29 protein-coding genes are annotated in these 21,662 nt (G+C 28.8%); 10 read left to right on the forward strand and 19 right to left on the reverse strand.

The features are described from left to right. The 3 genes from pstA to SIB45_RS06630 all read left to right on the forward strand — a co-directional run bounded on the left by pstA (window position 1) and on the right by SIB45_RS06630 (window position 2,244). On the forward strand, window positions 1-894 hold the full coding sequence (pstA, locus tag SIB45_RS06620) for a phosphate ABC transporter permease PstA (protein WP_413682117.1): 894 nt from the start codon (window positions 1-3) through the stop codon (window positions 892-894). After that, entirely contained in the window at window positions 895-1,704 is an 810-nt protein-coding gene (gene pstB, locus SIB45_RS06625) for a phosphate ABC transporter ATP-binding protein PstB (RefSeq protein WP_011862758.1), read from the forward strand. 393 nt (window positions 1,705-2,097) lie between these two features. Continuing rightward, window positions 2,098-2,244 carry a hypothetical protein gene (locus tag SIB45_RS06630; RefSeq protein WP_002808068.1) on the forward strand — a complete coding sequence of 49 codons (147 nt, stop codon included), beginning with the start codon at window positions 2,098-2,100 and terminating at the stop codon, window positions 2,242-2,244. A 186-nt stretch (window positions 2,245-2,430) separates the two neighbouring features. On the opposite strand, the gene SIB45_RS06635 is transcribed toward SIB45_RS06630, so the two are convergent. From SIB45_RS06635 to SIB45_RS06675, 9 genes are all read right to left on the reverse strand, one after another. Then, window positions 2,431-2,733, reverse strand: coding sequence for a hypothetical protein (locus SIB45_RS06635; RefSeq protein WP_011862760.1), 303 nt, complete (start codon window positions 2,731-2,733; stop codon window positions 2,431-2,433). A 203-nt stretch (window positions 2,734-2,936) separates the two neighbouring features. Then, complete coding sequence (gene pdeM, locus SIB45_RS06640; protein WP_011862761.1) at window positions 2,937-3,587, reverse strand: ligase-associated DNA damage response endonuclease PdeM; 651 nt, start codon at window positions 3,585-3,587, stop codon at window positions 2,937-2,939. Continuing rightward, on the reverse strand, window positions 3,588-6,074 hold the full coding sequence (locus SIB45_RS06645) for a ligase-associated DNA damage response DEXH box helicase (protein ID WP_011862762.1): 2,487 nt from the start codon (window positions 6,072-6,074) through the stop codon (window positions 3,588-3,590). Then, the gene (locus SIB45_RS06650) at window positions 6,071-7,711 is read right to left on the reverse strand and encodes an ATP-dependent DNA ligase (protein ID WP_011862763.1); all 1,641 of its coding nucleotides are present in this window, start codon (window positions 7,709-7,711) and stop codon (window positions 6,071-6,073) included. Before SIB45_RS06650 ends, SIB45_RS06645 begins: the two co-directional genes overlap by 4 nt. Window positions 7,712-7,713: 2 nt before the next feature. Continuing rightward, window positions 7,714-8,700 (reverse strand): ligase-associated DNA damage response exonuclease, encoded by a 987-nt coding sequence (locus SIB45_RS06655; RefSeq protein ID WP_011862764.1) that lies wholly within the window; start codon window positions 8,698-8,700, stop codon window positions 7,714-7,716. A 36-nt stretch (window positions 8,701-8,736) separates the two neighbouring features. Continuing rightward, window positions 8,737-9,150, reverse strand: a complete 414-nt coding sequence (locus SIB45_RS06660; protein ID WP_011862765.1) for a hypothetical protein — start codon at window positions 9,148-9,150, stop codon at window positions 8,737-8,739. 84 nt (window positions 9,151-9,234) lie between these two features. Continuing rightward, window positions 9,235-9,516 (reverse strand): translation initiation factor IF-2 N-terminal domain-containing protein, encoded by a 282-nt coding sequence (locus SIB45_RS06665; RefSeq protein WP_011862766.1) that lies wholly within the window; start codon window positions 9,514-9,516, stop codon window positions 9,235-9,237. A gap of 97 nt (window positions 9,517-9,613) precedes the next feature. Continuing rightward, the gene (locus SIB45_RS06670) at window positions 9,614-10,933 is read right to left on the reverse strand and encodes a DUF2130 domain-containing protein (RefSeq protein WP_011862767.1); all 1,320 of its coding nucleotides are present in this window, start codon (window positions 10,931-10,933) and stop codon (window positions 9,614-9,616) included. 131 nt (window positions 10,934-11,064) lie between these two features. Continuing rightward, window positions 11,065-11,433 carry a hypothetical protein gene (locus SIB45_RS06675; protein ID WP_011862768.1) on the reverse strand — a complete coding sequence of 123 codons (369 nt, stop codon included), beginning with the start codon at window positions 11,431-11,433 and terminating at the stop codon, window positions 11,065-11,067. 228 nt (window positions 11,434-11,661) lie between these two features. Here SIB45_RS06675 and SIB45_RS06680 point away from each other — a divergent pair, with 228 nt between their 5' ends. Beyond that, entirely contained in the window at window positions 11,662-11,865 is a 204-nt protein-coding gene (locus SIB45_RS06680) for a hypothetical protein (RefSeq protein WP_011862769.1), read from the forward strand. A 56-nt stretch (window positions 11,866-11,921) separates the two neighbouring features. Here the strand turns inward: SIB45_RS06680 and SIB45_RS06685 are convergent, their stop codons facing one another. Continuing rightward, entirely contained in the window at window positions 11,922-12,095 is a 174-nt protein-coding gene (locus SIB45_RS06685) for a hypothetical protein (protein WP_187146065.1), read from the reverse strand. A gap of 138 nt (window positions 12,096-12,233) precedes the next feature. On the opposite strand from SIB45_RS06685, the gene SIB45_RS06690 reads away from it, so the two are divergent. Continuing rightward, window positions 12,234-12,431 carry a hypothetical protein gene (locus SIB45_RS06690; protein WP_011862771.1) on the forward strand — a complete coding sequence of 66 codons (198 nt, stop codon included), beginning with the start codon at window positions 12,234-12,236 and terminating at the stop codon, window positions 12,429-12,431. Between the two features lie 22 nt (window positions 12,432-12,453). Here the strand turns inward: SIB45_RS06690 and SIB45_RS06695 are convergent, their stop codons facing one another. After that, entirely contained in the window at window positions 12,454-12,648 is a 195-nt protein-coding gene (locus SIB45_RS06695; protein WP_011862772.1) for a hypothetical protein, read from the reverse strand. Window positions 12,649-12,790: 142 nt separating this feature from the next. On the opposite strand from SIB45_RS06695, the gene SIB45_RS06700 reads away from it, so the two are divergent. Then, window positions 12,791-12,973, forward strand: a complete 183-nt coding sequence (locus SIB45_RS06700; protein ID WP_011862773.1) for a hypothetical protein — start codon at window positions 12,791-12,793, stop codon at window positions 12,971-12,973. Between the two features lie 313 nt (window positions 12,974-13,286). Here the strand turns inward: SIB45_RS06700 and SIB45_RS06705 are convergent, their stop codons facing one another. From SIB45_RS06705 to SIB45_RS06715, 3 genes are all read right to left on the reverse strand, one after another. Beyond that, window positions 13,287-13,637 carry a hypothetical protein gene (locus SIB45_RS06705; protein WP_041484756.1) on the reverse strand — a complete coding sequence of 117 codons (351 nt, stop codon included), beginning with the start codon at window positions 13,635-13,637 and terminating at the stop codon, window positions 13,287-13,289. A gap of 32 nt (window positions 13,638-13,669) precedes the next feature. Beyond that, on the reverse strand, window positions 13,670-13,846 hold the full coding sequence (locus SIB45_RS06710; RefSeq protein ID WP_011862776.1) for a hypothetical protein: 177 nt from the start codon (window positions 13,844-13,846) through the stop codon (window positions 13,670-13,672). 81 nt (window positions 13,847-13,927) lie between these two features. Next, window positions 13,928-14,365, reverse strand: coding sequence for a hypothetical protein (locus SIB45_RS06715; protein ID WP_011862777.1), 438 nt, complete (start codon window positions 14,363-14,365; stop codon window positions 13,928-13,930). Between the two features lie 128 nt (window positions 14,366-14,493). Here SIB45_RS06715 and SIB45_RS06720 point away from each other — a divergent pair, with 128 nt between their 5' ends. Then, entirely contained in the window at window positions 14,494-14,763 is a 270-nt protein-coding gene (locus SIB45_RS06720; RefSeq protein ID WP_011862778.1) for a hypothetical protein, read from the forward strand. Between the two features lie 260 nt (window positions 14,764-15,023). Here SIB45_RS06720 and SIB45_RS06725 read toward each other — a convergent pair whose 3' ends face one another. Beyond that, a complete protein-coding gene (locus SIB45_RS06725) occupies window positions 15,024-15,302 on the reverse strand; it encodes a DUF2103 domain-containing protein (RefSeq protein WP_011862779.1) in 279 nt (92 codons plus the stop codon). Window positions 15,303-15,418: 116 nt separating this feature from the next. On the opposite strand from SIB45_RS06725, the gene petN reads away from it, so the two are divergent. After that, window positions 15,419-15,520 carry a cytochrome b6-f complex subunit PetN gene (gene petN / locus SIB45_RS06730; protein ID WP_011376303.1) on the forward strand — a complete coding sequence of 34 codons (102 nt, stop codon included), beginning with the start codon at window positions 15,419-15,421 and terminating at the stop codon, window positions 15,518-15,520. 143 nt (window positions 15,521-15,663) lie between these two features. On the opposite strand, the gene psb29 is transcribed toward petN, so the two are convergent. Then, window positions 15,664-16,317 carry a photosystem II biogenesis protein Psp29 gene (gene psb29 / locus SIB45_RS06735; protein ID WP_011862780.1) on the reverse strand — a complete coding sequence of 218 codons (654 nt, stop codon included), beginning with the start codon at window positions 16,315-16,317 and terminating at the stop codon, window positions 15,664-15,666. Between the two features lie 35 nt (window positions 16,318-16,352). Between psb29 and clpP the strand changes: the two genes are divergently transcribed. Further along, window positions 16,353-16,940, forward strand: a complete 588-nt coding sequence (gene clpP, locus SIB45_RS06740; protein WP_011862781.1) for an ATP-dependent Clp endopeptidase proteolytic subunit ClpP — start codon at window positions 16,353-16,355, stop codon at window positions 16,938-16,940. Here the strand turns inward: clpP and ftsH are convergent. Then, window positions 16,937-18,850 (reverse strand): ATP-dependent zinc metalloprotease FtsH, encoded by a 1,914-nt coding sequence (gene ftsH / locus SIB45_RS06745; RefSeq protein WP_011862782.1) that lies wholly within the window; start codon window positions 18,848-18,850, stop codon window positions 16,937-16,939. The two genes, clpP and ftsH, sit on opposite strands and share 4 nt — an antisense overlap. Before the next feature lie 107 nt (window positions 18,851-18,957). Here ftsH and SIB45_RS06750 point away from each other — a divergent pair, with 107 nt between their 5' ends. Next, complete coding sequence (locus SIB45_RS06750) at window positions 18,958-19,167, forward strand: NAD(P)H dehydrogenase assembly family protein (protein ID WP_011862783.1); 210 nt, start codon at window positions 18,958-18,960, stop codon at window positions 19,165-19,167. A gap of 1 nt (window position 19,168) precedes the next feature. Here SIB45_RS06750 and SIB45_RS06755 read toward each other — a convergent pair whose 3' ends face one another. Beyond that, window positions 19,169-20,386, reverse strand: coding sequence for a M16 family metallopeptidase (locus SIB45_RS06755; protein WP_011862784.1), 1,218 nt, complete (start codon window positions 20,384-20,386; stop codon window positions 19,169-19,171). Continuing rightward, window positions 20,386-21,630, reverse strand: coding sequence for a M16 family metallopeptidase (locus SIB45_RS06760; RefSeq protein WP_011862785.1), 1,245 nt, complete (start codon window positions 21,628-21,630; stop codon window positions 20,386-20,388). Before SIB45_RS06760 ends, SIB45_RS06755 begins: the two co-directional genes overlap by 1 nt. Window positions 21,631-21,662 lie beyond the last annotated feature (32 nt).

The following is a 21,662-nucleotide window of genomic DNA, read 5'->3' on the forward strand; positions in this document are numbered from 1 at the left end:
ATGAATTCACTCTATTACCAGAAAAGATTATCAAGAAATATAGGAGATAGATTCTTTACTTCTTTATCAGTAATTTGTGCGTTGATAGCAATACTTCCTTTAATTTTTCTAGTGACTTATATCCTTATTAAAGGTGGATCTCAAATTACACCCGAACTATTTACTTTAGAACCAAATCCCCCTGGAGATGATTTAGATGCAGGAGGTATTAATCCTGCATTGATCGGAACATTAATAATAACTACTATTGCTTCAATTATCGCCATTCCAGTAGGTGTTGGTGGTGGAATATATCTAGCTGAATACTCTAAAGGCGGAGCTTTTTCAAGATTTATTAGATTCGGAGTTAATGTTCTTGCGGGAGTACCTTCAATAATTGCGGGTGTCTTTATTTATGTCTTAATCGTCTCTACAAAAATTTTGTTTGGAAGTATGTACAGCGGTTTAGCTGGAGGTATGGCGCTTTCAATATTGATGTTGCCTACTGTGATCAAGACCACTGACGAAGGTTTAAAGTTAGTTCCTAACGAATTAAGATATGCGTCTCTTGGTGTAGGAGCAAGTATGTATACAACAATATTAAAAGTTACTTTGCCCTCTGCCTTTAGGTCTATTGCTACTGGCGTTGTGCTCGGAATCGCAAGAGCTGCAGGTGAAACAGCCCCTTTGATCTTTACGGCTTTATTCTCTTACTACTACATAATAGGCTTTGGAGATTTGTTTTATGAGATGGGTTCTTTGGCTGTATTGATATACAACTTTGCTCTTGAACCTTATGATGCACAGAATAAATTAGCCTGGGCAGCTTCCTTTATTCTTGTTTTGTCGATACTATCAGTAAATATATTTTCAAGGATATTAGCTGCTTTTACTGAGAAAACTAAGAGAGTATAAATGATTAAAACTAATAAAAAAATACCAAAGAATATCATTTTATCTCTTGAGAACGTATCTATTAGCTATGGAACTTTTGAAGCCGTAAGAAATGTTTTTTGTAATTTTAAAAAAGGAAATATAACCTCTCTTATTGGACCTTCAGGTTGTGGTAAATCAACTGTTCTTAGATCCTTAAATAGGATGAATGATCTGATCCCTAATTGTTCGTTAAAAGGGACTGTCCTTTTTGATGGAACTAATATTTACGACAAAAGAGTAGATCCAGTTGAAGTAAGAAGAAGAATTGGAATGGTTTTTCAGCAGCCTAATCCTTTTCCGAAATCTATTTACGAAAATATTGCATTTGGGGCAAGAATTAATGGCTTTACTGGAGATATGGATGAATTAGTAGAAAGTTCACTAAAAAAGGCTGCTTTATGGGATGAATGTAAGGATAAATTAAATGATAGTGGGTACTCGTTATCTGGCGGACAACAACAAAGATTATGTATTGCTAGAACTATTGCTATTGAGCCTGAAATAATTCTAATGGATGAGCCATGTTCTGCATTAGATCCAATCTCTACTTTAAAAATTGAGGAGACAATGCATGAACTTAAGAAGAATTACACAATAATAATCGTTACTCATAATATGCAACAGGCATTAAGAGTCAGTGATATGACTGCATTTTTTAATGCTATTGAATATGAAGATGGTGATGGAGGAAAGGTTGGTTATCTTGCAGAATTTAATTCAACAAAGAAAATTTTTAGCTCTCCAAAAGAAAAAACCACCCAGGAATACATATCTGGTAAATTTGGCTGATGTTAAATCTTTACTTTTAAAAGAAAAAATTTTACCTTTGAGACAGTCAAGGGGTAGACAAACAGTATAAATACCTATATAGTTATTTCGAATTAGTAAGTTTATCGTTGAAAAACTACCCTTTTCTCCCTTTTTTGATTTTTGCAGGGGCTCTCATAACAACTGCAACTATAGGACTACCTGTATTTACTTCATAATTTAAGAGTATTTCTATTTCAGGTAATCTTATGTTTTCAATAATAAATAAAGAATTAATTGGAAGTCCTCATAAAACCTTAATAAAGGAAAATTTATTTGACTTTATAAAAAAAAGAGAGAATATGAATCTGTGTGGGAGTGAAAAATCTGTATTAAAACCATTTTTAAAAGTGGTTAATTTCTAATTTATTTATCATGGATAAAACTAAAGAACAGTTAGAAAAATTAAGAGAAGTAGCAGAAGCATCTCTTACAAAAACGGATGAACTTCAAAAAGTTCTTGCTCAAATTGAAGCTTTAATGTCTAGAGAAGAATCACAAACATTATCAAAGAAGAAATAATTACTTAAAAAAATAATTTTAGGTTTTGTACTTTTAATTACACCTCTACAAATCCATTGTAGTTATTAATTGGATATGCAGAACCCGTTCCAAAGTTTTCTGTTAGGTCTCGAGGTCTTACCTTCTTTAAGTAAAAGACCTCTTTAATTTGTTTGTTTTTTTATTATATTTTTATAACCTGCTTATTTAGTTGATTATTTTATAGATTTCTTTCAAGCAGACATTTACATCGAAATATTCAGTATTTACAACCTCTAATCCTGTTTTTTCTGTAACTTCAACAGTTGCATTACATTCGTCTTGTTTAAGAGCCATATAACTAGGCTTTATCTCTTCAATATCTAATTCAACACTTGATTCGGTTTCTTCCTTATATTGCTCCATTACTAGTGTAAGTGCTTCTATTTCAACAGAAAAATTATCATTTGCTTTTGCTCCAAATGGCATGAAAAGAAATGGAAATAAAATCAAGGATATTAATTTTTTCATTTCTATAAAATGTGTTTATTTTTTTTATAACGTGGATTGTCTGCTAAAGAAAGGGTCATTAGCTGTATAAATTTTTTATTATCTATTTCTACTAGTAGAAATTGATTAATAGACTCAAAATAATAGATAAATAAAATAAACGAGACTTTTAAGTATAAATTGCTATATCTAAATGAAAATTTAAGTCACTTCAATAGGATTTTTTAAGGTTTTATTTCGATAATTTCTTCTTCAGAAACAATTGCCCATTTTTTAAATGACTTTTTGCAGGGATATCCTCCTGTTAAGTCTCCAAATGCAGGTAAAAATAAAGTATTTTTATTCTTATCCATTGCAAAACACCTAAATGATAATTTATCCCCATTGTTTTTTATATAGATTTTTGGATGATAATGTCCACAAATGTTCAATGTTTTATTTTCGCCTAAATCAACTGGTTCATGACTAAAAGTGATATTTTTAGTTTTTCTAATATCAAAAATTTTAATATTTTTAATATTGCAACCTACATCGTGATTTCCTAGGACTAGTTCAACGTTAGTTTTAAGTAGTTCAGGAAGATCCTCAACTTTTTTTTGAAGAATTTTATCTATTGAATATTTGCTATGGAATAAATCTCCTAATATTATTAACTTTTCAGGACTATATTTTTTTACTATTTTTTTTATTCTTGCAAAATTGTTTTTATCTGAATTATTAGTAAGAGGTATACCATTTTGCTGAAAATACTCAGCTTTCCCAAGATGTATATCGCATATTAATAACTCTTTTGTTTCCGGTAGAAATAACGCCCTTGAAGGAAGCATCTCCAACAATGTATCTTCCCAACAAAATTTAAAAGAACTTTTTTTCATTTAATCACTATATTTTTTTATAAGTTTTTCTACTCTTTTTTCTAATGGCTCATTGCTTAAAGTATTTTTAAGTCTTTCAACTAGTAAAGGGAAAGCAAAAGGAGTTGGAGTTTTTATCTCGTTTAGTAGCATTTTTAAATTTTTTAATCTTTCTAATGATCTAGATATTCTTTTATTTTCTAATTGATATTCTTTAACTTCTTGATGCGATTGTTTTATCAAAAGATGACCTTCTTCATATTTAGTAAACACATCGTAGAAAAGACTTGAACTTATTTGAAGTTGGGAAGAAGTTTTTGTTTTGGTTGGATTATTTTGATTTACTAGTCCACTTATTTGGGCAATATTTTTAAATCTACGCTTTGTTAATTCTGAAAAATTAATTGCATTTTCTAGATCTTCTTCTAATTTTTTGTTATTCAAAAAGTAATCAGCTTCTTTTTTTATTATGGAAAAATCATAATCTTCTGCAGTAGTTAAGCTGAATCCAAAATCATTAGCAGTAATACTAAATGTAGATTTTTTTAATTTTGCCAATCTCAAAGCCCATAAAAATGCAATTCCTTCATTTACAAATTTGCCATCAAGTGTAAAAACAAAAAGATTTGATAAATCCTTGGTTTTATATATTTCTATAAGGAATTCGTCTTTCTTTGGAATATTTGAAAGAACTTTTTGTCTCTTCAATATTGGGCGTAATGAATTGAGTTCAGGATTTAAGCAATCATGATTTTTTAGTTCGTTGCATATATCTATTTCTTTTCTCAAACTCTCACAAAGTAGATCTGAAATTGCCATTTGACCTCCAACCCATGCAGGAATTAGAGAACTTTTTTTGGTTGATTTTTTAACGTATAAAATCATATCTCTTATTCTTACAAAATGAAGCATTTTGCCGGCAAAGTAAAATGTATCTCCGGGATTTAATTTTGAAGCAAAATTCTCTTCTAAATTACCTAAGGATTTACCTTTCATATATTTGACATTCACAAATTTGTCACTTGTAATTGTCCCAATATTAAACTTATGCATTCTTATTAAAGATTTATCTTTTACAAAATATTTAAAGTTTTCATTATTATTTTGTGCTTCTTCTTTAACTATCTTTTTATATTTTGGATATGCTTTAAGACATTTGCCTCCATATTCTAAAAAGTCAATACACCAATTCCAATCTTTATCTTTTAAGTTTCTATAACTCCAGCAATTTTTAATTCTTTCTTTCTCAATTTTGGGATCAAAGCCATTTCCACATGCCAAACTTATTAGATGTTGTAGAAGCACATCATAAGATAATTCAGGAAGTCTAATTTCCTCAGATATACCACTTTTTATTATTCTTCTCATTGCACTAATCTCTAATAATTCTAAAGAATTAGTAGGCATAAAAATTATTTTTGATTTTCCACCTGGTCTATGAGCACTTCTTCCCGCTCTTTGGATAAGTCTAGCTAAATTCTTTGCACTACCAATTTGAACTATTTGATCTACAGGTTGAAAGTCAACTCCTAAATCTAACGAGCTGGTGCAGACTACCCATTTTATTAATCCGTCTTTAACCCCTTCTTCAACTCTTTTTCTATCTTCTTTATCCAGGGAGCCGTGATGAAGTGCAATTTTGTCATCCATCTCTGGGAGAAAAAACTTAAGACATTGATACCATCTTTCAGATTGATTTCGGGTATTGGTGAATAATAAGGTGCTTTTATTTTTATCTAGGATTTTTAATAGTGAAGAATGACTTCTAATCCCAAGATGCCCACTCCATGGAAAGGTAGTTTCCTCCTCTGGTAAAACACTTACAATTTCGATCTCTTTTTGAATATTTGTACTAATAATTTTGGGTTTAATAGCGCTCATCCCAACTATTGCTCTTGCTGCTTCTTCAACATTTCCAATAGTTGCAGACATTGCCCAAATTTGTAAATTTTTTATATTACCTCTTAGCCAACTTAAAGATAACTCGCACTGGTTTCCTCTTTTACTACCCATTAATTCATGCCATTCATCAATAATTATTGATGATAAGTCCTTGAACAGATTATTAGATTCTTTATTAGAAAGTAAAAGAGATAAAGACTCTGGAGTTGTAATAAGAATATTAGGTGGTTTAGCTAGTTGCTTTTTCTTTTCATATGGGGTTGTATCCCCGTTCCTAATTTCAACAGTGATTTCTTTATTAAAATGAAAAGCTGCTAGTTGTATTGAATTTTTTAGATCTCTACTTAGTGCCTTTAAAGGGGTTATCAATAATATATTCACACTTTTATTATTTTTGGGATCTTCTATCTTTGATAGAGGTCCCATTAATGCAGCATAAGTTTTGCCGCATCCAGTAGGAACTTGTATTATTCCACTCTCTCCATTTAAAAATGCTTCCCAAGATTCGATCTGATAGGGTATTGGCTCCCATCCATTTGTGGAGAAAAACTGTTTAATTTTAGAAATTAAATTATTTTGCTTATTATTTTTCGTAATATTTTTCATGATATTTTTTTCATTAGTTCATAAGCATTCTCTAAGCTATCTGCATCTTTAATTTTTTTATCTTTTCTCCATTTTGTTATTCTTGGAAATCGTACCGCTATGCCTGATTTATGACGATTAGAAATTTGTATTTTCTCAAAAGATATTTCGAATACCATTTCTGGTTTTAACGATCGAACAGGACCAAATTTTTCTATTGTATTTTTTCTTATCCATTTATCTAGCTCTTTAATCTCAATATTCGTTAACCCAGAATATGCACTTGCAAATTTAATTAATTCTTTGTCTTTCCATAATGCAAAACTGTAATCTGTATACAGACCAGCCCTTCTACCGCTACCGCCCTTAGCGTAAATTAGAACAGCATCCAGTTGCATAGGATCAACTTTATATTTCCACCAAATACCTTTCTTTCTACCAGAGGAGTATATAGAAGTCTTTTTCTTAATTATTAATCCTTCAGTATTATTTTCTCGAGATTTTTCTTTATAGGCTAAAGCATCAGGCCAATCTTTTGGAAAGATTAAATCACATATTTTGAAAATATCAGAGATATTATTCTCAGTTTTAATTTGCCATTTTGAAAAATATTTTTCTAACTCAATTCTTCTATTTTCTAATTTAATTTCTCTTATATCTCTCCCATTAATCTCTAAAAGATCATAAGCAATAAAAATAATTGGATATTTTATTTGGATTGATTTAGTAGGAGACTTTCTATTTATTCTTTTTTGAAGTAAAGAAAAATCAAAGGCAATTTGTTCTTTAAAATTCCAAACTAATAATTCCCCATCAAGAACAAAATCATCTTTTATATTTGACATTTTCTCTACTAATTCTGGGAAAGATTCATTTACTAATTCTTGCCCTCTTGTCCATAACGAAACATTGCCTGATCTTTTAATTAATTGCATCCTTATACCGTCGTATTTCCATTCAAATTGAAAATCATTTATTGAATTTTTGAAGATTTTATCTTCAATAGTATTTGCTAGAAGAAATGGAAATGGTTTGGAATTTAACTCTTGAAGATTGATATTCTTGTTAATTAAAAATTCATATGAATCAATTGAAGGTTTAAAATCACCCATCAACCTATGAGAAATAATCTCTTCCTCAATATGAGTTAGTTTTGATATCGATTTTGTAATTAATCCGATAGAGACTCCTACTCTAAAAGTTCCTGTAAGAATTTTATTAAAAATTAGATGGTTATCTTCAGGTAATTTTTCCCAAAGATTTTTAATTTCTAAATTTTTCTGCTCGTCATTCAGTTTTGATAATTCAGGTATTGTTTCGCTTAGTAATTCAGTGAGACTTATATTTGACAATTTCTTTTTTCTAGAATTAGTTTTATTTTTAAGTAATAATGTTATTACCTCAGCAGAATCACCAACTTTTAAATAACATGTATCAATTAACCATTGAGGATATTCATATATGTGAGAAAAAAGATTTTTCAAATATCTTCCACTAATAAATCTCTTATTACTTTTTCCAGTTAGCAAATATATTGCCCATGAGTTATCTATTGGATCATTAGATAAAAAATAATTCTTTAAAACTTCAATTTTATTATTTGTACTATTAATTGAATCTAGATCGCCAAATAATTCTGAAAACTTTTTTAAGCTCATATTTATTTTCCAAATAAAAGGACATTTATTGATTCCTTTTCAACTAAATATTTACTTAAGGCTTCACTATCTCCATGATGAAAAAATACATTTTTTGCTTCAGACTTTTTTACTACTTCCAGAATTCCATCCCAATCCGCATGATCAGAAATTGCGAATCCTTTATCATATCCTGATCTTTTTCTTAGAGCTCTTATTGACATCCATCCACTCGCGAAAGCTGTTTGAATGTTTTTGAAATTTTTTAAATAAGAACCCTTACTTAAAGATGGCGGTAATAATATTAGACTTCCTTTAAGTTCATCTATCTTTTTTTTATTTTCAATTTTTATAGTATCTTTAATCTTAATTCCAAGTTCCCTATAAATATTGTTCATTTTGTGAATACTTCCATGGGAATAAATATTGCCCTTAAAATTTGTTTGACTAATTTCGTTTAACAATCTCTGAGCTTTTCCCAGTGAATAGCAGAAAAGTAAAGAAGTTTTTTCTGGTGAATTAGTTATCCATTTTGAAATATCATTTGCTATTTTATTTGATTCATCCCACTTAAATATTGGCAAACCAAAAGTACATTCGCTTATTAAATAATCAGTTTTTACTATTTCATATTGTTTGCAAGTCTGATCTTTTTGAAGCTTAAAGTCACCTGAAATTAGCCATTTTTCATCAGCAAAAATAAACCTTATTTGACTAGATCCAAGGATGTGGCCGGATGGATGAAAAGAAATATTAATGCCATTTATCTTAAATTCTTCTCCATATTCAAAAGTCTTAATTTTGATATTATCTCCAACTCTTTCTTTAAGAATTATCGCAGTTTCCTTAGTAGAAATGTATTCTTCACAGCCAAATGTAAAGTGATCAAAATGAGCATGAGTTATTAATGCCTTTTTTACTGGCTTGCTTGGATCAATCCAAATATCAGCAAGTTCACAATAAAGATTTCCGTCTTTATATCTAATTAAATATTCTTGATTAGTTCTCATAACTTACATCTCTTACAATGAAGTTAATTTAGCTAATTATGCCCACGCTTGTTTTGATAAAGCTATGGCTGAAATTGTTAGTAAAGCAATAACTACAAATTTGTTACTCCAATTAATCATGAATGAACTAATTTTGTTGAGAGAAACTCTATTAGGTGGAACAATCTTTTTTTTATTCATAATGTGATGATTTTCATTATTTTCTAAGTAATTTAAATTTTTAATCTTATTTATTAATTTAGATTCGCAAGTTGAGAGTTTTTCTACTTGATTTAATAATTCAATATCTTCTGGCCTTAATAAAGAATTTAATTCTTTAATTTGTCTTTCGTTTTTAATAAGAAATTCATTTACTATCTTATCTATCTCCAACCCCTTCTTTATATTTAAAAGAATCTCATCTCTTTCCCAGGATTTTTCAAGAGTATTTAAAATTTTACTTATGCTCATTTTAAGTATTTTTACTTATAATAAATTATTATTTTTTTCTTCTGTGGCTTATTCTTTTAAGTTATTAGAAAAAATTATTTTTATTTAAGATTTTCTAATAAGTCTATTTGCAAAATATTTTATCTTTACCTTTTCTACAATTTTTTTTGGACTACTTTTAGTTTTAACTTTATTTAAATTGATCACTTCATCTGACACATTTTTGCCCGTTGCAAAATAATTTTTAATTTTTTTTAATTCTTCTTCATTTAATCTTTTTGTCGCACCTTTTGCGTTTATTCCTAGTTTCTTGCAGGCTAATAATATTCTATTACTATCGACATTAAGATCTTTGGCAATACTGAAAATAGGAGTGTTGATAGACATTATTTTCTATACTATGAAATTTATTATTTATAGTATATTTATAAGTTATAAATAAAATATATTTTTAATTATTATTAATTTTAAAAACTTTTTTTAATTAGGCTACTTCATCTTCAAAATCATTTAAATCATTAAACTTCTTCTTCATGGTTGGATTATTTCTAGTTAATTTCTTTACTGTCAAATCTTGAGATTTGCTGTCAGCAGATAAAAGATGTTTTTTTGAGAGAACTAAAGCCTCTTTAGTCTTTTGTAAATGGGTTATTGATTTATCAATTTCTGAAATTGCATCATTAAATCTATCCTGGGCAAGTGAAACATTTTTACCAACTGCATTTTTGAATTGCTCAAGTGTACTTTCAAAATTAGTTATGTCAAAATTCTCACGTTTCATTAAATCAATTTGTGATTTGTATTTTAAGGTTTCCATAGATGCATTTCTTAGCAGAGAAATAATGGGCAAGAAAAATTGAGGTCTTATGACATACATTTTTGGGAATCTATGAGAAACATCTACTATCCCTGCATTATATAGTTCACTATCTGGTTCTAGAAGCGATACGAGTACTGCATATTCACAAGATTTTTGTCTTCTATCTTTATCTAATTCTTTAAAAAAATCTTCGTTTTTTCTTTTATTAGTGCCATTTAAACTTTCATTCTTCATCTCAAACATTATAGATACTACTTCAGTTTTATTTTTATCAAGTTCTCGAAATATATAGTCGCCTTTACTTCCAGAAGTAGCATCATTATCCTTTTCGAAATATGAGTTTTTAAAAGCAGAAGCACGATTAAGATTAAATTGGGTTTCGCAATGTATTTCTAATGTTTCTCCTACCATCTTTGTAGATAATTTAGATTTCATTTCTCTTAACTCCTGAATAGTCAGGTCCCTTTCACTAATTTTGTTTTTATACTTTTCTTCAATTAATTTTTCATTAATTGAATGTTCAAGCCTCATCTTTTCAATGGAATTTATTAATGATAAGTTCTCTTTTTCTAAATTATTAACAGCATCACTAACTTTGTTTTTTAATGATAATTCTGAAATTAAAGTCTGGTTTTTGATTTCATCCTTTAAATTGATTAATTCATTATTCAGTGAGTTAATTTTATTTGTTGCTTGATTTTTTAAATCATTAAGAGCATTTGTTTTCTTTTCTTCAGCTATTTTTAATTTAGATTCAAGATTATGTATCTCAGAGTCTTTAATACGATTTTGCTCTATTAACTGTATTTTTAATTCTCGTTTTAAAATTTCCAAAGCTTTTTTATTATCTTCCTCAGCCAGAATAAGTCTTTCTTTTATTTGTTTGTTAAATTCCTCGTCTTTTATCTGAAGAAGTATTTCTTCAAAGCTGCTGGGATCAATTCGGAAAGTTTTGCCGCATGAAGGACATTTAATATCTTTCATTTTTTAATTACAAAATTAATATTAGAGAAGATTTAATATTCAAATTATTTAAAAAGAATATTATTCCTGACTAAGAATAAACAAGGATTCAATGTTATGCATTAAAAAATAAGATAATTACTCAATAAAAGTCATATTAATCCCGATTCCTTAAGAATATTTATTTTATTTGCTAATTCAATATCTGCAGAAGATATTGAGCGGTCTAAAGTTTTGTGAGTTGAAACTGTGTAGCCACTATCATCAACAAATTCGTCTTCAGTATCTTTTAAATGTGCATTCTCATTATGGAGATCTTTAAAATTATCCGACTTGTATATATTAGACTTACTGGTATTACTATATCCAAAATTCGCAATTCCTCTGGCATCTAGTGCTTCCTCAACTAATATTCCAACTACCTTAGATCTACTTATAGATTCGCTCTTGGAAATTTCATCGATAATTTCAAGTACTCTTTTTCTAGGGAGATATCCTATTCTTTTAACTTTACTTTCCATGAGCCTATATATATGTCAATATTGTAACACTTCTGTCAAATCTAATCTGATTTTGATTAATAGCACTTATGTATAAATTTAAATGATGAGATTAAAGTATAATTTTAAAGAATACTCATACAAAGTTATTTCTCAAATAGAAATGCGGATAGCTTTATATGCTTTTTCTAAATACTCTTTCAGATATGGTCGGATTTCTGAAATTTTCTTAATTTAATTCCAAATATTATGAAAGATAAACTATATGATAATGCTGATAGCTTTGCAATGTCATTTGATGAGAAATGGGAAAATATTGATTGCGATGATACACGATTAAAGATTGATAAGGTATTTGCACTTTTGTCAGACCACCCTTTTTTATTATCTAATCCGGAAAATGCTAGAAAAATGGCTGAATTTAGGATATTTTCATTAAAAAAATTTCAATAATTATTTTAAATTTTTTTAAAATTAATTATTTAAAATTATTCTTAATTAATGAAGATTTAAATAGTTGGTGAATTAAAAAATCCCTTACTGTATAAAAATATTATTATTCCAATAATTGGACCTATCCCAAAAACAAAAAGAACTAATTTTGCAGAATTTTTTGTTTCACCTAATTTTTGATCTTTAAGATTTGAATTAGTTCGAATTTTTTTTGATGTTTTCTTTTTCATGAGTGGTATATTACTACATGGCAACTTTAAAGGATTCTGATTTGTTATAGAGCTCGAAATAATTTTTTCAATTTAATAAAATAAATACTGGAATCAAAAAAAGACCGTGATGTATAATATAAAGACTATAAAGCAAATATGAGTGCAACTAAGAGAGAGGAAGTATGTTCTCACCTACGATATATAAGGTTGGAGCTTAGAGAGATGCATCAAATGCTTATCAAAGAAGACTTAATGCCAGATCTTAATGAGGCAAAGGAAGTACATGCACAACTCGATGCTTTATTGAATTTGTTGTCAGAAAAAAGAGTAAAAAAGATAAAAAGCCAATTTTGAAATTATTTTTTATTAAATAATTTTAAAGATAATTTGTAGCTGATTCTATTTTTTTACGATTATCATGCATTTTTTCCAATTTATTGTAAATTTCTTTAATTTGGATTTGAATTAGATCAGTTGAATTTATATTGCTTAAGGCATCTAATGCGGATAAGAGGCTTTCTTTGGCTTCAATTAAATGTCTACATTCTTTACTGCCTGCTTCGTATGACATAAGATTTATTTAAAAAATTTATTATCTCAAATATATTAAATATTCTTCCGTATTGCTTGATACTCTTATTAAATCAACGCCTTATATTGTAATTCTCAATACAGAACAAGTGATTAATTTTACTAATATTTAATAAAAACTAATGCAAGAAAATTTCAATGATTATGAATTCTGTATTAAGTTGGCTTTAGATAATGCAAAAAAAAGAATTAATTTACTTGAAGAATCCAATAAAAAATGCGTTATGGAAGAATATAGGGAATGGCTTAATGATGGTTTAAATAAACATACAATTTTACTACTGAGAGATGATCCGATTATATAAAAATGATGTAAAAATATTTTCTAATTCTTTGTACTCGATGTAACCCTAAATAAAAAATAAAGACTTCCAATAAAAATTAATGCTAAAGAAATAGTTAATAAAGAAAAATTATCCATACATTTATTAAATAAAAAATTAATTTAACTATAGCAGTATAATTAAGTAGATCTTAGATTTAGTCCTTTTTAAGAAGAGAAAAAATAAATTCATGTAAATCTTCTTTTTCTAAAAATATTTTTTTTCTCTTATAGGTTTTTAATTTATTAAAAATTAAATCAACTAACTGTTCTGATTTTGGAGTCATATATTAAATTTATTTTTCTATTAAATAAATTTTCTCTTTACCTATTCTATCTGGCTTTGTTATTTTACATCCTTTATCTTTTTCCATATTACAATCTTTTGTGGCAGGAACAGATTTCCAAGTGCAAATTTTTTCTTGGGAATCTTCTTTTATAATATTCCATCCATCATCTAAGTATTCTGAAATACCGTCCTCTCCACAGGAAAACTTTATTTCCATTCTTTTCTTTTCTGAACTAGAAATCTCATTAATATTTTTTTCCAAATTTTTTCTTTGATTCTCTTTATTGATTGATGTCCTACAAGAACTTATGAAAATTGCAATTAAAATTACTTGTAAAAATTGTTTAATTAAGTTCATTTCTTTAACTTTTGATAACTCCAAATTATAGTTTATTTTGATTCTATTAATCTTAATAGTTTATCCATTTTATTCATCAAAAATTTTACATCCTCTGGCTTCGGCAATATTAATTCCTCTGTAACTTCCAAATGCATTTTCTTTAAGTTTTGCCTCAAATCTTTTAAATGCATTTTTACGTTTTCCTTCTTTTGCTTTGTATCAGTCATAGAATTAAAATTTAATCTTTATTAAACTTGAAGTTACTATCATAATATTGGAATGGTTATTAATAGAAAATAATTTAAGATTTAATTTTTTAAATTTTCTATTTCATATATTTCTTCGCCACCATAACAAAAATTTGTAGATAGCATTTTTAATTCCCTATTATTGATTTCAATTATATTTTTATTTTTAATAATATAATTTTTGGCAATAGATTCACAATCTAATTTGTTTTTTGCATGTTTAATAACTGGATAAAAATATGCAAATGTAGTAATTACAAACAAAGATGTTATTAATGATTTTTTATCATTTTTAATAAATTCTTTAGAAGATTTTTTTGCTTTTAATATTTTTATTAGTAATTTATCTGGCAATCCTATTTGAACAAACAATAACTCTACCCACCAAGGAAGATTCTTATCTGTCTTTTTCTTGAATTTTTGGGAACTATTCATTTTTTGGGCCTCATAATCTTGCTTTCTAACCTCTTTAGAATTAGTTGTTTCTTTTTTACTCATATCATCGAATGATTTATTTGGAATGTAGAGGTTTTATTTTGATTTGGAAACTATATTTTTATTTTATAAGTTTTAATTTAATTTATCTATGAATTTTAGTATTGTTAATTTGTATTTAAAAACTTTAAATGATAAAAAAAAGAAGGAAGTTAAATAAAGATTTTGAGAGAAAAATATATTCATCAAAAAAAAATGTCGAATTAGTATTGGCGAAAATATATGATATCGATGATGAAGATATACAAAAAGAATATATGAGCGCTTTTAACAAAGTGGTCTACTTTTATGATGAATTAAAAGAAGATTATGAACTTCAAGGATTTACTGATAATTCAGAAGAACTTCTTACAAACTATAAAAATGCTTTTAATCTTTTCGAATCAGAATTTGAAATTTAATTTCAATTTCTAATTACCGTTTGTAAGGTTTGACAGGAATTTCAATTAGGTTACCTTTTTGAAGATCAGATCTTTTCTCTTGTAAATTTTTTATACAGAAGGATACCCTTTTCTCCTTTGCACAAAATCTTTTTATTTGGAAGTCAGAGAGTGAGAATGATTTATTACTAAATGAAAAAAAGGACAATAAAAATATTGAAAAATTTAATAAAAATTTCATTTATTCTCTCCAGGCAATTTCCTAATTATCTTAAGTTTAATTATTTTCTATTATAAAAATCTAAAATTTTTTTTAGTTCATCTTTACTTAAGTCTGTTGAAATAAAAACTTCTTGGGCAGTTTTACCCTTTCTTGCGATTGCTTTATAACCATTTATAGTTTTCACTGACAATCTAATTATCAATTTAGAAGATCTTCCCCTGGCTCTTGAAATAACAGCTGGAGTTATTGTCTTGATATTAATATCCAGCGCTAACTTTTGGAGTATTGGAATTAGACCTTCTATATTTGAACTATGATTTAAAACTAATCTTCCCAATTTAGATTTTTGTTTATTCTATTGAGAAAATTATGTTTCTGAGAAATTAACTTTGGCTTAAAAATGAATAAAAAATTTTAAAGTTCTGTTATATTTATATCAGCGATTTAAATTTAATGATCTTTCAAATAGGTTGGGCAGCATTGGCTGCAATTTTTACTTTTTCAATTGCCATGGTCGTTTGGGGAAGAAATGGTGATGGTTCTATTGATATATGAATTCATTTTTAACAAATGAAGTCTATCTAATTGAATTTCTTACCCTAACATCGTTCGTTTTACTCATATTTATAACTTTCGCTGTAATTTATATATCCTATGTCTCTTGGAAAGATAAAAAAAGATTAAAAAAATAAGTATTATTATTTTTGTTCTTTTTTCTTATCTTTAGTCTTGAGTTCTTCAATTAATTCTTTTGCTTGTTCCATTTTTGATATGCTGCTTTTATAAATTCCGATATCTTTCTCTGCTTTATTAGCCGATAAGTTTAATTTTTCAAAGATGTCAGAAATGATCTTATTTCTCCCTGACTCTTCTTTCTCTTTGAGATCTTGGGCGCTTGAAATTAATATATATATAGCTAAGTTCAAAATCCTTGAGGGATAAAGTTTAGAATTGCTTTTTTCTATTAACAATTTCAAAATATCATTAGATGTTTTATTTTTGAATTCCTTTTGAGATTTCTGAGATATTTCATTAATTTCCTTCGCTTCAAAATTTGTAGAACTGCATAAAGATTCAAAAAGTAGATCCAAGTGTTTATTTGGTTGATATCCTTTCATTAATTCTTTGAATGTTTCGGTGAGACCGATACAAAAGAGATACTCTTGCGTAAATTCATTTTGATGGTTTAGAAGATTAAGTTCGACAAGTATTTCATCAACTATTCTTTTATATAAACCTGGAATGACGTAAGGGAATTTTTCATGGAATAACCTTTTGCTATCTGAAACAGTCAATTTTTCTTTCAATTTTTTATATGTAAACCTTAATAAGGTTAGCGTATGTTGACTCAATATCGTTAATATCTAATAAACAAATAAATATTATTATGATCCCTTTAGTATTAGAAGAATCTGGCGGAAGCGAAAGAGTCTTTGATATTTATTCGAGACTATTAAGAGAGAGAATAATCTTTTTGGGAGAACAAGTTACTAGTGAAACTGCTAATAGAATTGTTGCTCAATTATTGTTTCTTGAAGCAGAGGATCCAGAAAAGGACATTTATATGTACATAAATTCTCCAGGCGGGTCAGTCTATGATGGATTGGGTATCTTTGACACAATGCAACATGTTAAGCCTGATATACATACGGTTTGTGTAGGATTAGCAGCTAGTATGGGTGCATTTTTGCTTGCGGCAGGTACTCAAGGTAAAAGAAGCAGCCTTAGACATTCAAGAATAATGATTCATCAACCACTTGGAGGTGCTAGAGGTCAGGCCAGTGATATAAGAATTCAAGCGGATGAAATTCTGTTTTTAAAAGAGCGTCTTAATACTGAATTATCAGAGAGAACTGGAAAAGATTATGACACAATCAAAGAAGATACTGATAGAGATTTTTATATGTCACCAAACGAAGCTGTTGAGTACGGTTTAATTGATTTGGTTCTAGATAAGAAACCTATTAAGGTCTAAGTTAATAATTGAGGTGTTCTCTCTTTCTTTGGGATTTTAGTGAACTTGGAAAGAATGTTTACAAATTCTTCACCATCTAATGTTTCTTTTTCGATTAATAGGTCAACTATCTTATCCATAGCTTCTCTATTTTTGTTAACTATGTCGTAGGTTTCTTTATAACATTCCTTGACCATTACTCTAACACTTTCGTCAATTTGTTTAGAGATTGAATCAGATACTTCACTTCTAGTCATTAAATCTCTACCAACAAATACTTCTTGATTACCACTTTCTAAAGCTATCGGACCTAAATTACTCATTCCAAATCTGGTAACCATCTGGCGGGCCATTGAAGCAACTTGTTGGAAATCACCTCCCGCTCCTGTTGTAATTTCACCTTTTCCAAAAACCACATCTTCTGCAGCTCTTCCTCCTAAAGCACCCATTATCCTCGCCTTTAGTTGAGCCCGGCTAACAAGAGTCTGCTCATCGTCTGGGGTAAACCAAGTTAATCCTTTAGCCTGACCTCTTGGAATAACTGTAACTTTTTGAACAGGATCGTGAGCTTTTACAAGTGAACCTATGAGAGCATGACCCACCTCATGATAAGCAATTAATCTCTTGCTTCTACCATCTGTTAATGGAGAACCTTCCATTCCTGCAACAATTCTATCTACAGAGTCGTCAATCTCTGAAATACTGATAGAGTCTTTTCTCCTTCTTGCGGTTAATATAGCAGCCTCATTTAATAAATTTGCTAAATCTGCTCCAGTAAATCCTGGCGTCCTTCTAGCAATGCTTTCAAGTGTTAAATCTCCATCAAGTTTCTTATTCCTAGCATGAACTTCCAATATTGATAGTCTGCCTTTTATATCAGGGGCGTCTACAGTTACCTGTCTGTCAAATCTGCCAGGCCTCATTAGAGCTGAGTCTAAAACGTCGGGCCTGTTTGTGGCTGCAATTATTATTATTCCACTATTACCTTCGAAGCCATCCATTTCAGTAAGTAATTGATTGAGAGTTTGTTCTCTCTCATCATTACCACCACCAATACCAGCACCTCTTTGCCTTCCAACAGCATCGATTTCATCAATAAAAATTAAACAAGGACTATTTTCTTTAGCTTTTTTGAAAAGATCTCTAACTCTACTAGCACCAACACCAACAAACATTTCAACAAATTCAGAACCTGATAATGAGAAAAATGGTACACCTGCTTCGCCTGCTATTGCTTTTGCTAAGAGGGTTTTACCAGTACCAGGAGGTCCTACCAATAGAACTCCTTTCGGTATCCTTGCACCTACAGAAGTAAATTTTTCTGGTTTTTTCAGAAAAGTGACAACTTCTTGCAAATCCTGTTTAGCTTCATTAACACCTGCAACATCATCGAAAACAACACCTGTTTCAGCTTCCATCGCAAATCTCGCCTTTGTCTTTCCAAATTGCATCGCTTGCCCTGGACCTCCAGGCATACCATTCGACCTCCTAGCTAACAAAATTAAACCTCCAATTAAAATAGCTGGGAAAAGTAAATTACCTAAAATTCCTAATGCAGGAGGGGCTGTTTTAACTGGATGCACATCAAAACTGATTCCCTCATTTTTTAAAATGTTTATAAGTTCTGGTGTTAAGCCTGGAAGATCTACACGCAACCTTTGAACTTTATTATCTAAATCAGAATCTATTGTCTCTATAACTGCATTTCTGCCTCCCTCAAAAATATCAACAGACGTAACTCTTCCTGAATTAATGTAATCTAAAAATCTGCCGTAACTAACTCTTGCTACTGCAGAATTCCTGGGTGCAACGGTAGTTCCATTAGATTTAAGTGCATCAACATTGCTTGAAGATAAAAATTGGTAGGAAAGTGCAATTACTAAAAGTATAGGTAAAGCCCATAAAATTAATGTTTTAAATTTCTGGTTCATTAATTTGTAGAAAGTCTATTCTAAGATTCTAGAATGAATCAATGCATTTCGTTGATATTTTCGCTAACTTTATGCTTATACTACTTTTGTAAGTATCCTATTTATAAATGAAATTTGAGATCAAGGATAAGGTTAAATTAATTGCTCCAGTCTCTTACTTGAAGACTTCAGATAATATGCCGATGTTAAGACCTCCTGATTTAGTGGCAATTGATGAAATAGGAGAAATTCTATCAATCAAATCTCCAGATACTGTTGAAGTAAGGTTTAGAAGAGGTTCGTTTTTGATCGATATTGATAAGATTGAGAAAAAATAACTCAAAAGTTCTGCTTCCAACTTTTAATAATTTCTAAACATATATTCTTACTACCAGAAATACTCAGAAAAGGTTTTGAAAAATATTTGTTTGTTAATTTAAGAATATCTAATGAAGATATTTCGTCTATTTTAGAATTTAAATCACTCTCAGAAATTGGGGTAACACCATAACTAATTAACTGTATCTTTCGCTGTAAAATTTCATCTAGTGATTGATTTCCCAATAGAAAAGAACCTTTTAGTTTTTCTTTAGCCAATAGTATTTCATTATCAATCAAAGGATTTAAAAGTAAATCTTTCCATAAAGTTGATAAAAGTTCAAAAGCAAAAAGGGCTTTTTTATTTGATACTGATAAATATACTAAAAATGGAGCATTCCTTCTCCTAACTGGATAATAAACACCTAAATCGTAAGTGATCCCATTTTTTTCCCTAAAAAGTTTAAATAAAGCAGCGCTCATTCCATAAGATAGATACGACTCCAAAACCTTAAGAGGCAAATATTCACTACTTTTACGAGAGCAAGTTTGGTTGCCAAACATTATTATTGTTTGATTTGAATTATTATTATTGAAATCAAATCGATTGTTTGGACTTAAATCATGATTTAGAGGTCTAAATTTTTCTACTAAGGGTTTTTTGTCTAATTTTTCTATACTTACTCCATCTATTTCTGAATTATTTGAAATCAAATACTTATCTCGACTTTTGAAATTTTTAAATTCCAGCAAAACATCTTCATATGTAATCTTTGAGACATCATTTTCATTGCCATTTGTATTAAAGGCATAAGGATGATTTGAGTAAACAATTCTTCTCCATTTTTCAAAACAGATATTAAATGGATTCTCTTTATCCTTTTTTAAAAAATCAATAGAGGATTTTTTTACTTTTTCAAATTCTCTTTCTAAGAGTGTTGGTTTATTAATTATTAAATCTAATAAGGGGAATAATTTGCTGAAATGTTCATTTAGGGATTTAATGCTTATTGAAATACCATCTTCAAATACTTCTTGATTTAATTCTGCTCCGTAGGACTCAATATACTCTGAAAGAGTGAAATTATTAAAACCCTCACATCCTCTGGTAAGTAATGAACTAAGGATCTTGTTTATACCTTTTTTGCCAACACTATCCGCATCACTCCCTCCTTTAATCCAAATTGAAGCAGTTGAAAAATTCCTTTTTTTAATATTTAAAAAATATCTTTCTAACATTAGCGAGGTGATGCAACCAAAGTGAATTTTTCTTCACGGATATAATTAGTGATCTCCTCGAAATTATCCAAATCACTCCAATAATTTAAATGACTTTCTAAATTATTTATTGAAGAATTTCTTCCCCAAAGATGTTCATTTCCAAAGAATGAAGAAAGTTGTGTAGATGTCTCTAAATTAAAAATATAATTACTTTTTACAATATTTATTGCTTTTTTTATTTCATCCAAAGTCAGGACTCTAGAATTTGAGATCTCATCAATTGTTTTATTAATTTGCTTTTCTACTAAATCAATATCTTTGGACTCACAACTTGCTTCCATTATAAATAATCCGCCTAATTCTCCAGCATTTACATCTACATATACCGATTCAACAAGATTACTATCTTCTTTTAAAATTTTAACTAATCTGCTGTTTCTTCCAACAGAGAGTATTGATGCTAAAATCTCAAGTCCAATAATATTTTTTTGATTATTGAGGTTTGGGATAAACCAAGCCATAAATATTCTTGAAAACTCTAAATTATCAAACTTAACTGACTCTCTACCTTTCCTAATTTTTAAAGAAGGTTTATTCTTTAGATTTATTGAATTTGGAGTTTTATTTATTCCAGATAAATCACTTTTTTGAAAAATTTTATAAATATCTTCTGAGAGATTTCCAGCAATTGCAATACAAATTTTTTCGGTAGTGTAATGTTTGGTATGAAATTTAATAAGGTCATTTATCTCCAAGTTTTTAATACTATGTTCAGTTCCCAGAATCGAATTGCCATAAATAGGATTTAGCCAAATCCTTTTCAAAAAATAATTAAATAATCTTTCTTCAGGCTGATCATTTTGTTGTTTTATTTCATCAATAACTACCCCTTTTTCTTTTATAAATTCATCAGGATTAAAAACTGGAGCAACAACAATATTTGTCAAAAGAGCTAGTGATTCTTTAAAGTTATTGGGTGGAACAAGGACATGGTAATGTACATCATCATAACCTGTTGAAGCGTTACTTAACCCCCCTAGTGATTCAATTTTATGGTCAAACTCACCTGGCATTATTTTGTTAGATCCTTTAAAAATCATATGTTCTAGAAAATGAGCAGTACCGTTTTTATCAACATCCTCAAATGAAGAACCTGCTTTGCACCAAATATCAATGCTTATAAGCGGCAATTCTTTATTATCCACAAACACACATCTAGTTTTGCTTGAATGGGTGTAGTAGTTAACATCTCCTAAGTTCATTTAGGTTCTCTCTTTAAATTCTATTTTGGTAC

Source organism: Prochlorococcus sp. MIT 1304, from assembly GCF_047305015.1.
In the GTDB taxonomy this organism is placed as follows: domain Bacteria; phylum Cyanobacteriota; class Cyanobacteriia; order PCC-6307; family Cyanobiaceae; genus Prochlorococcus_A; species Prochlorococcus_A marinus_E.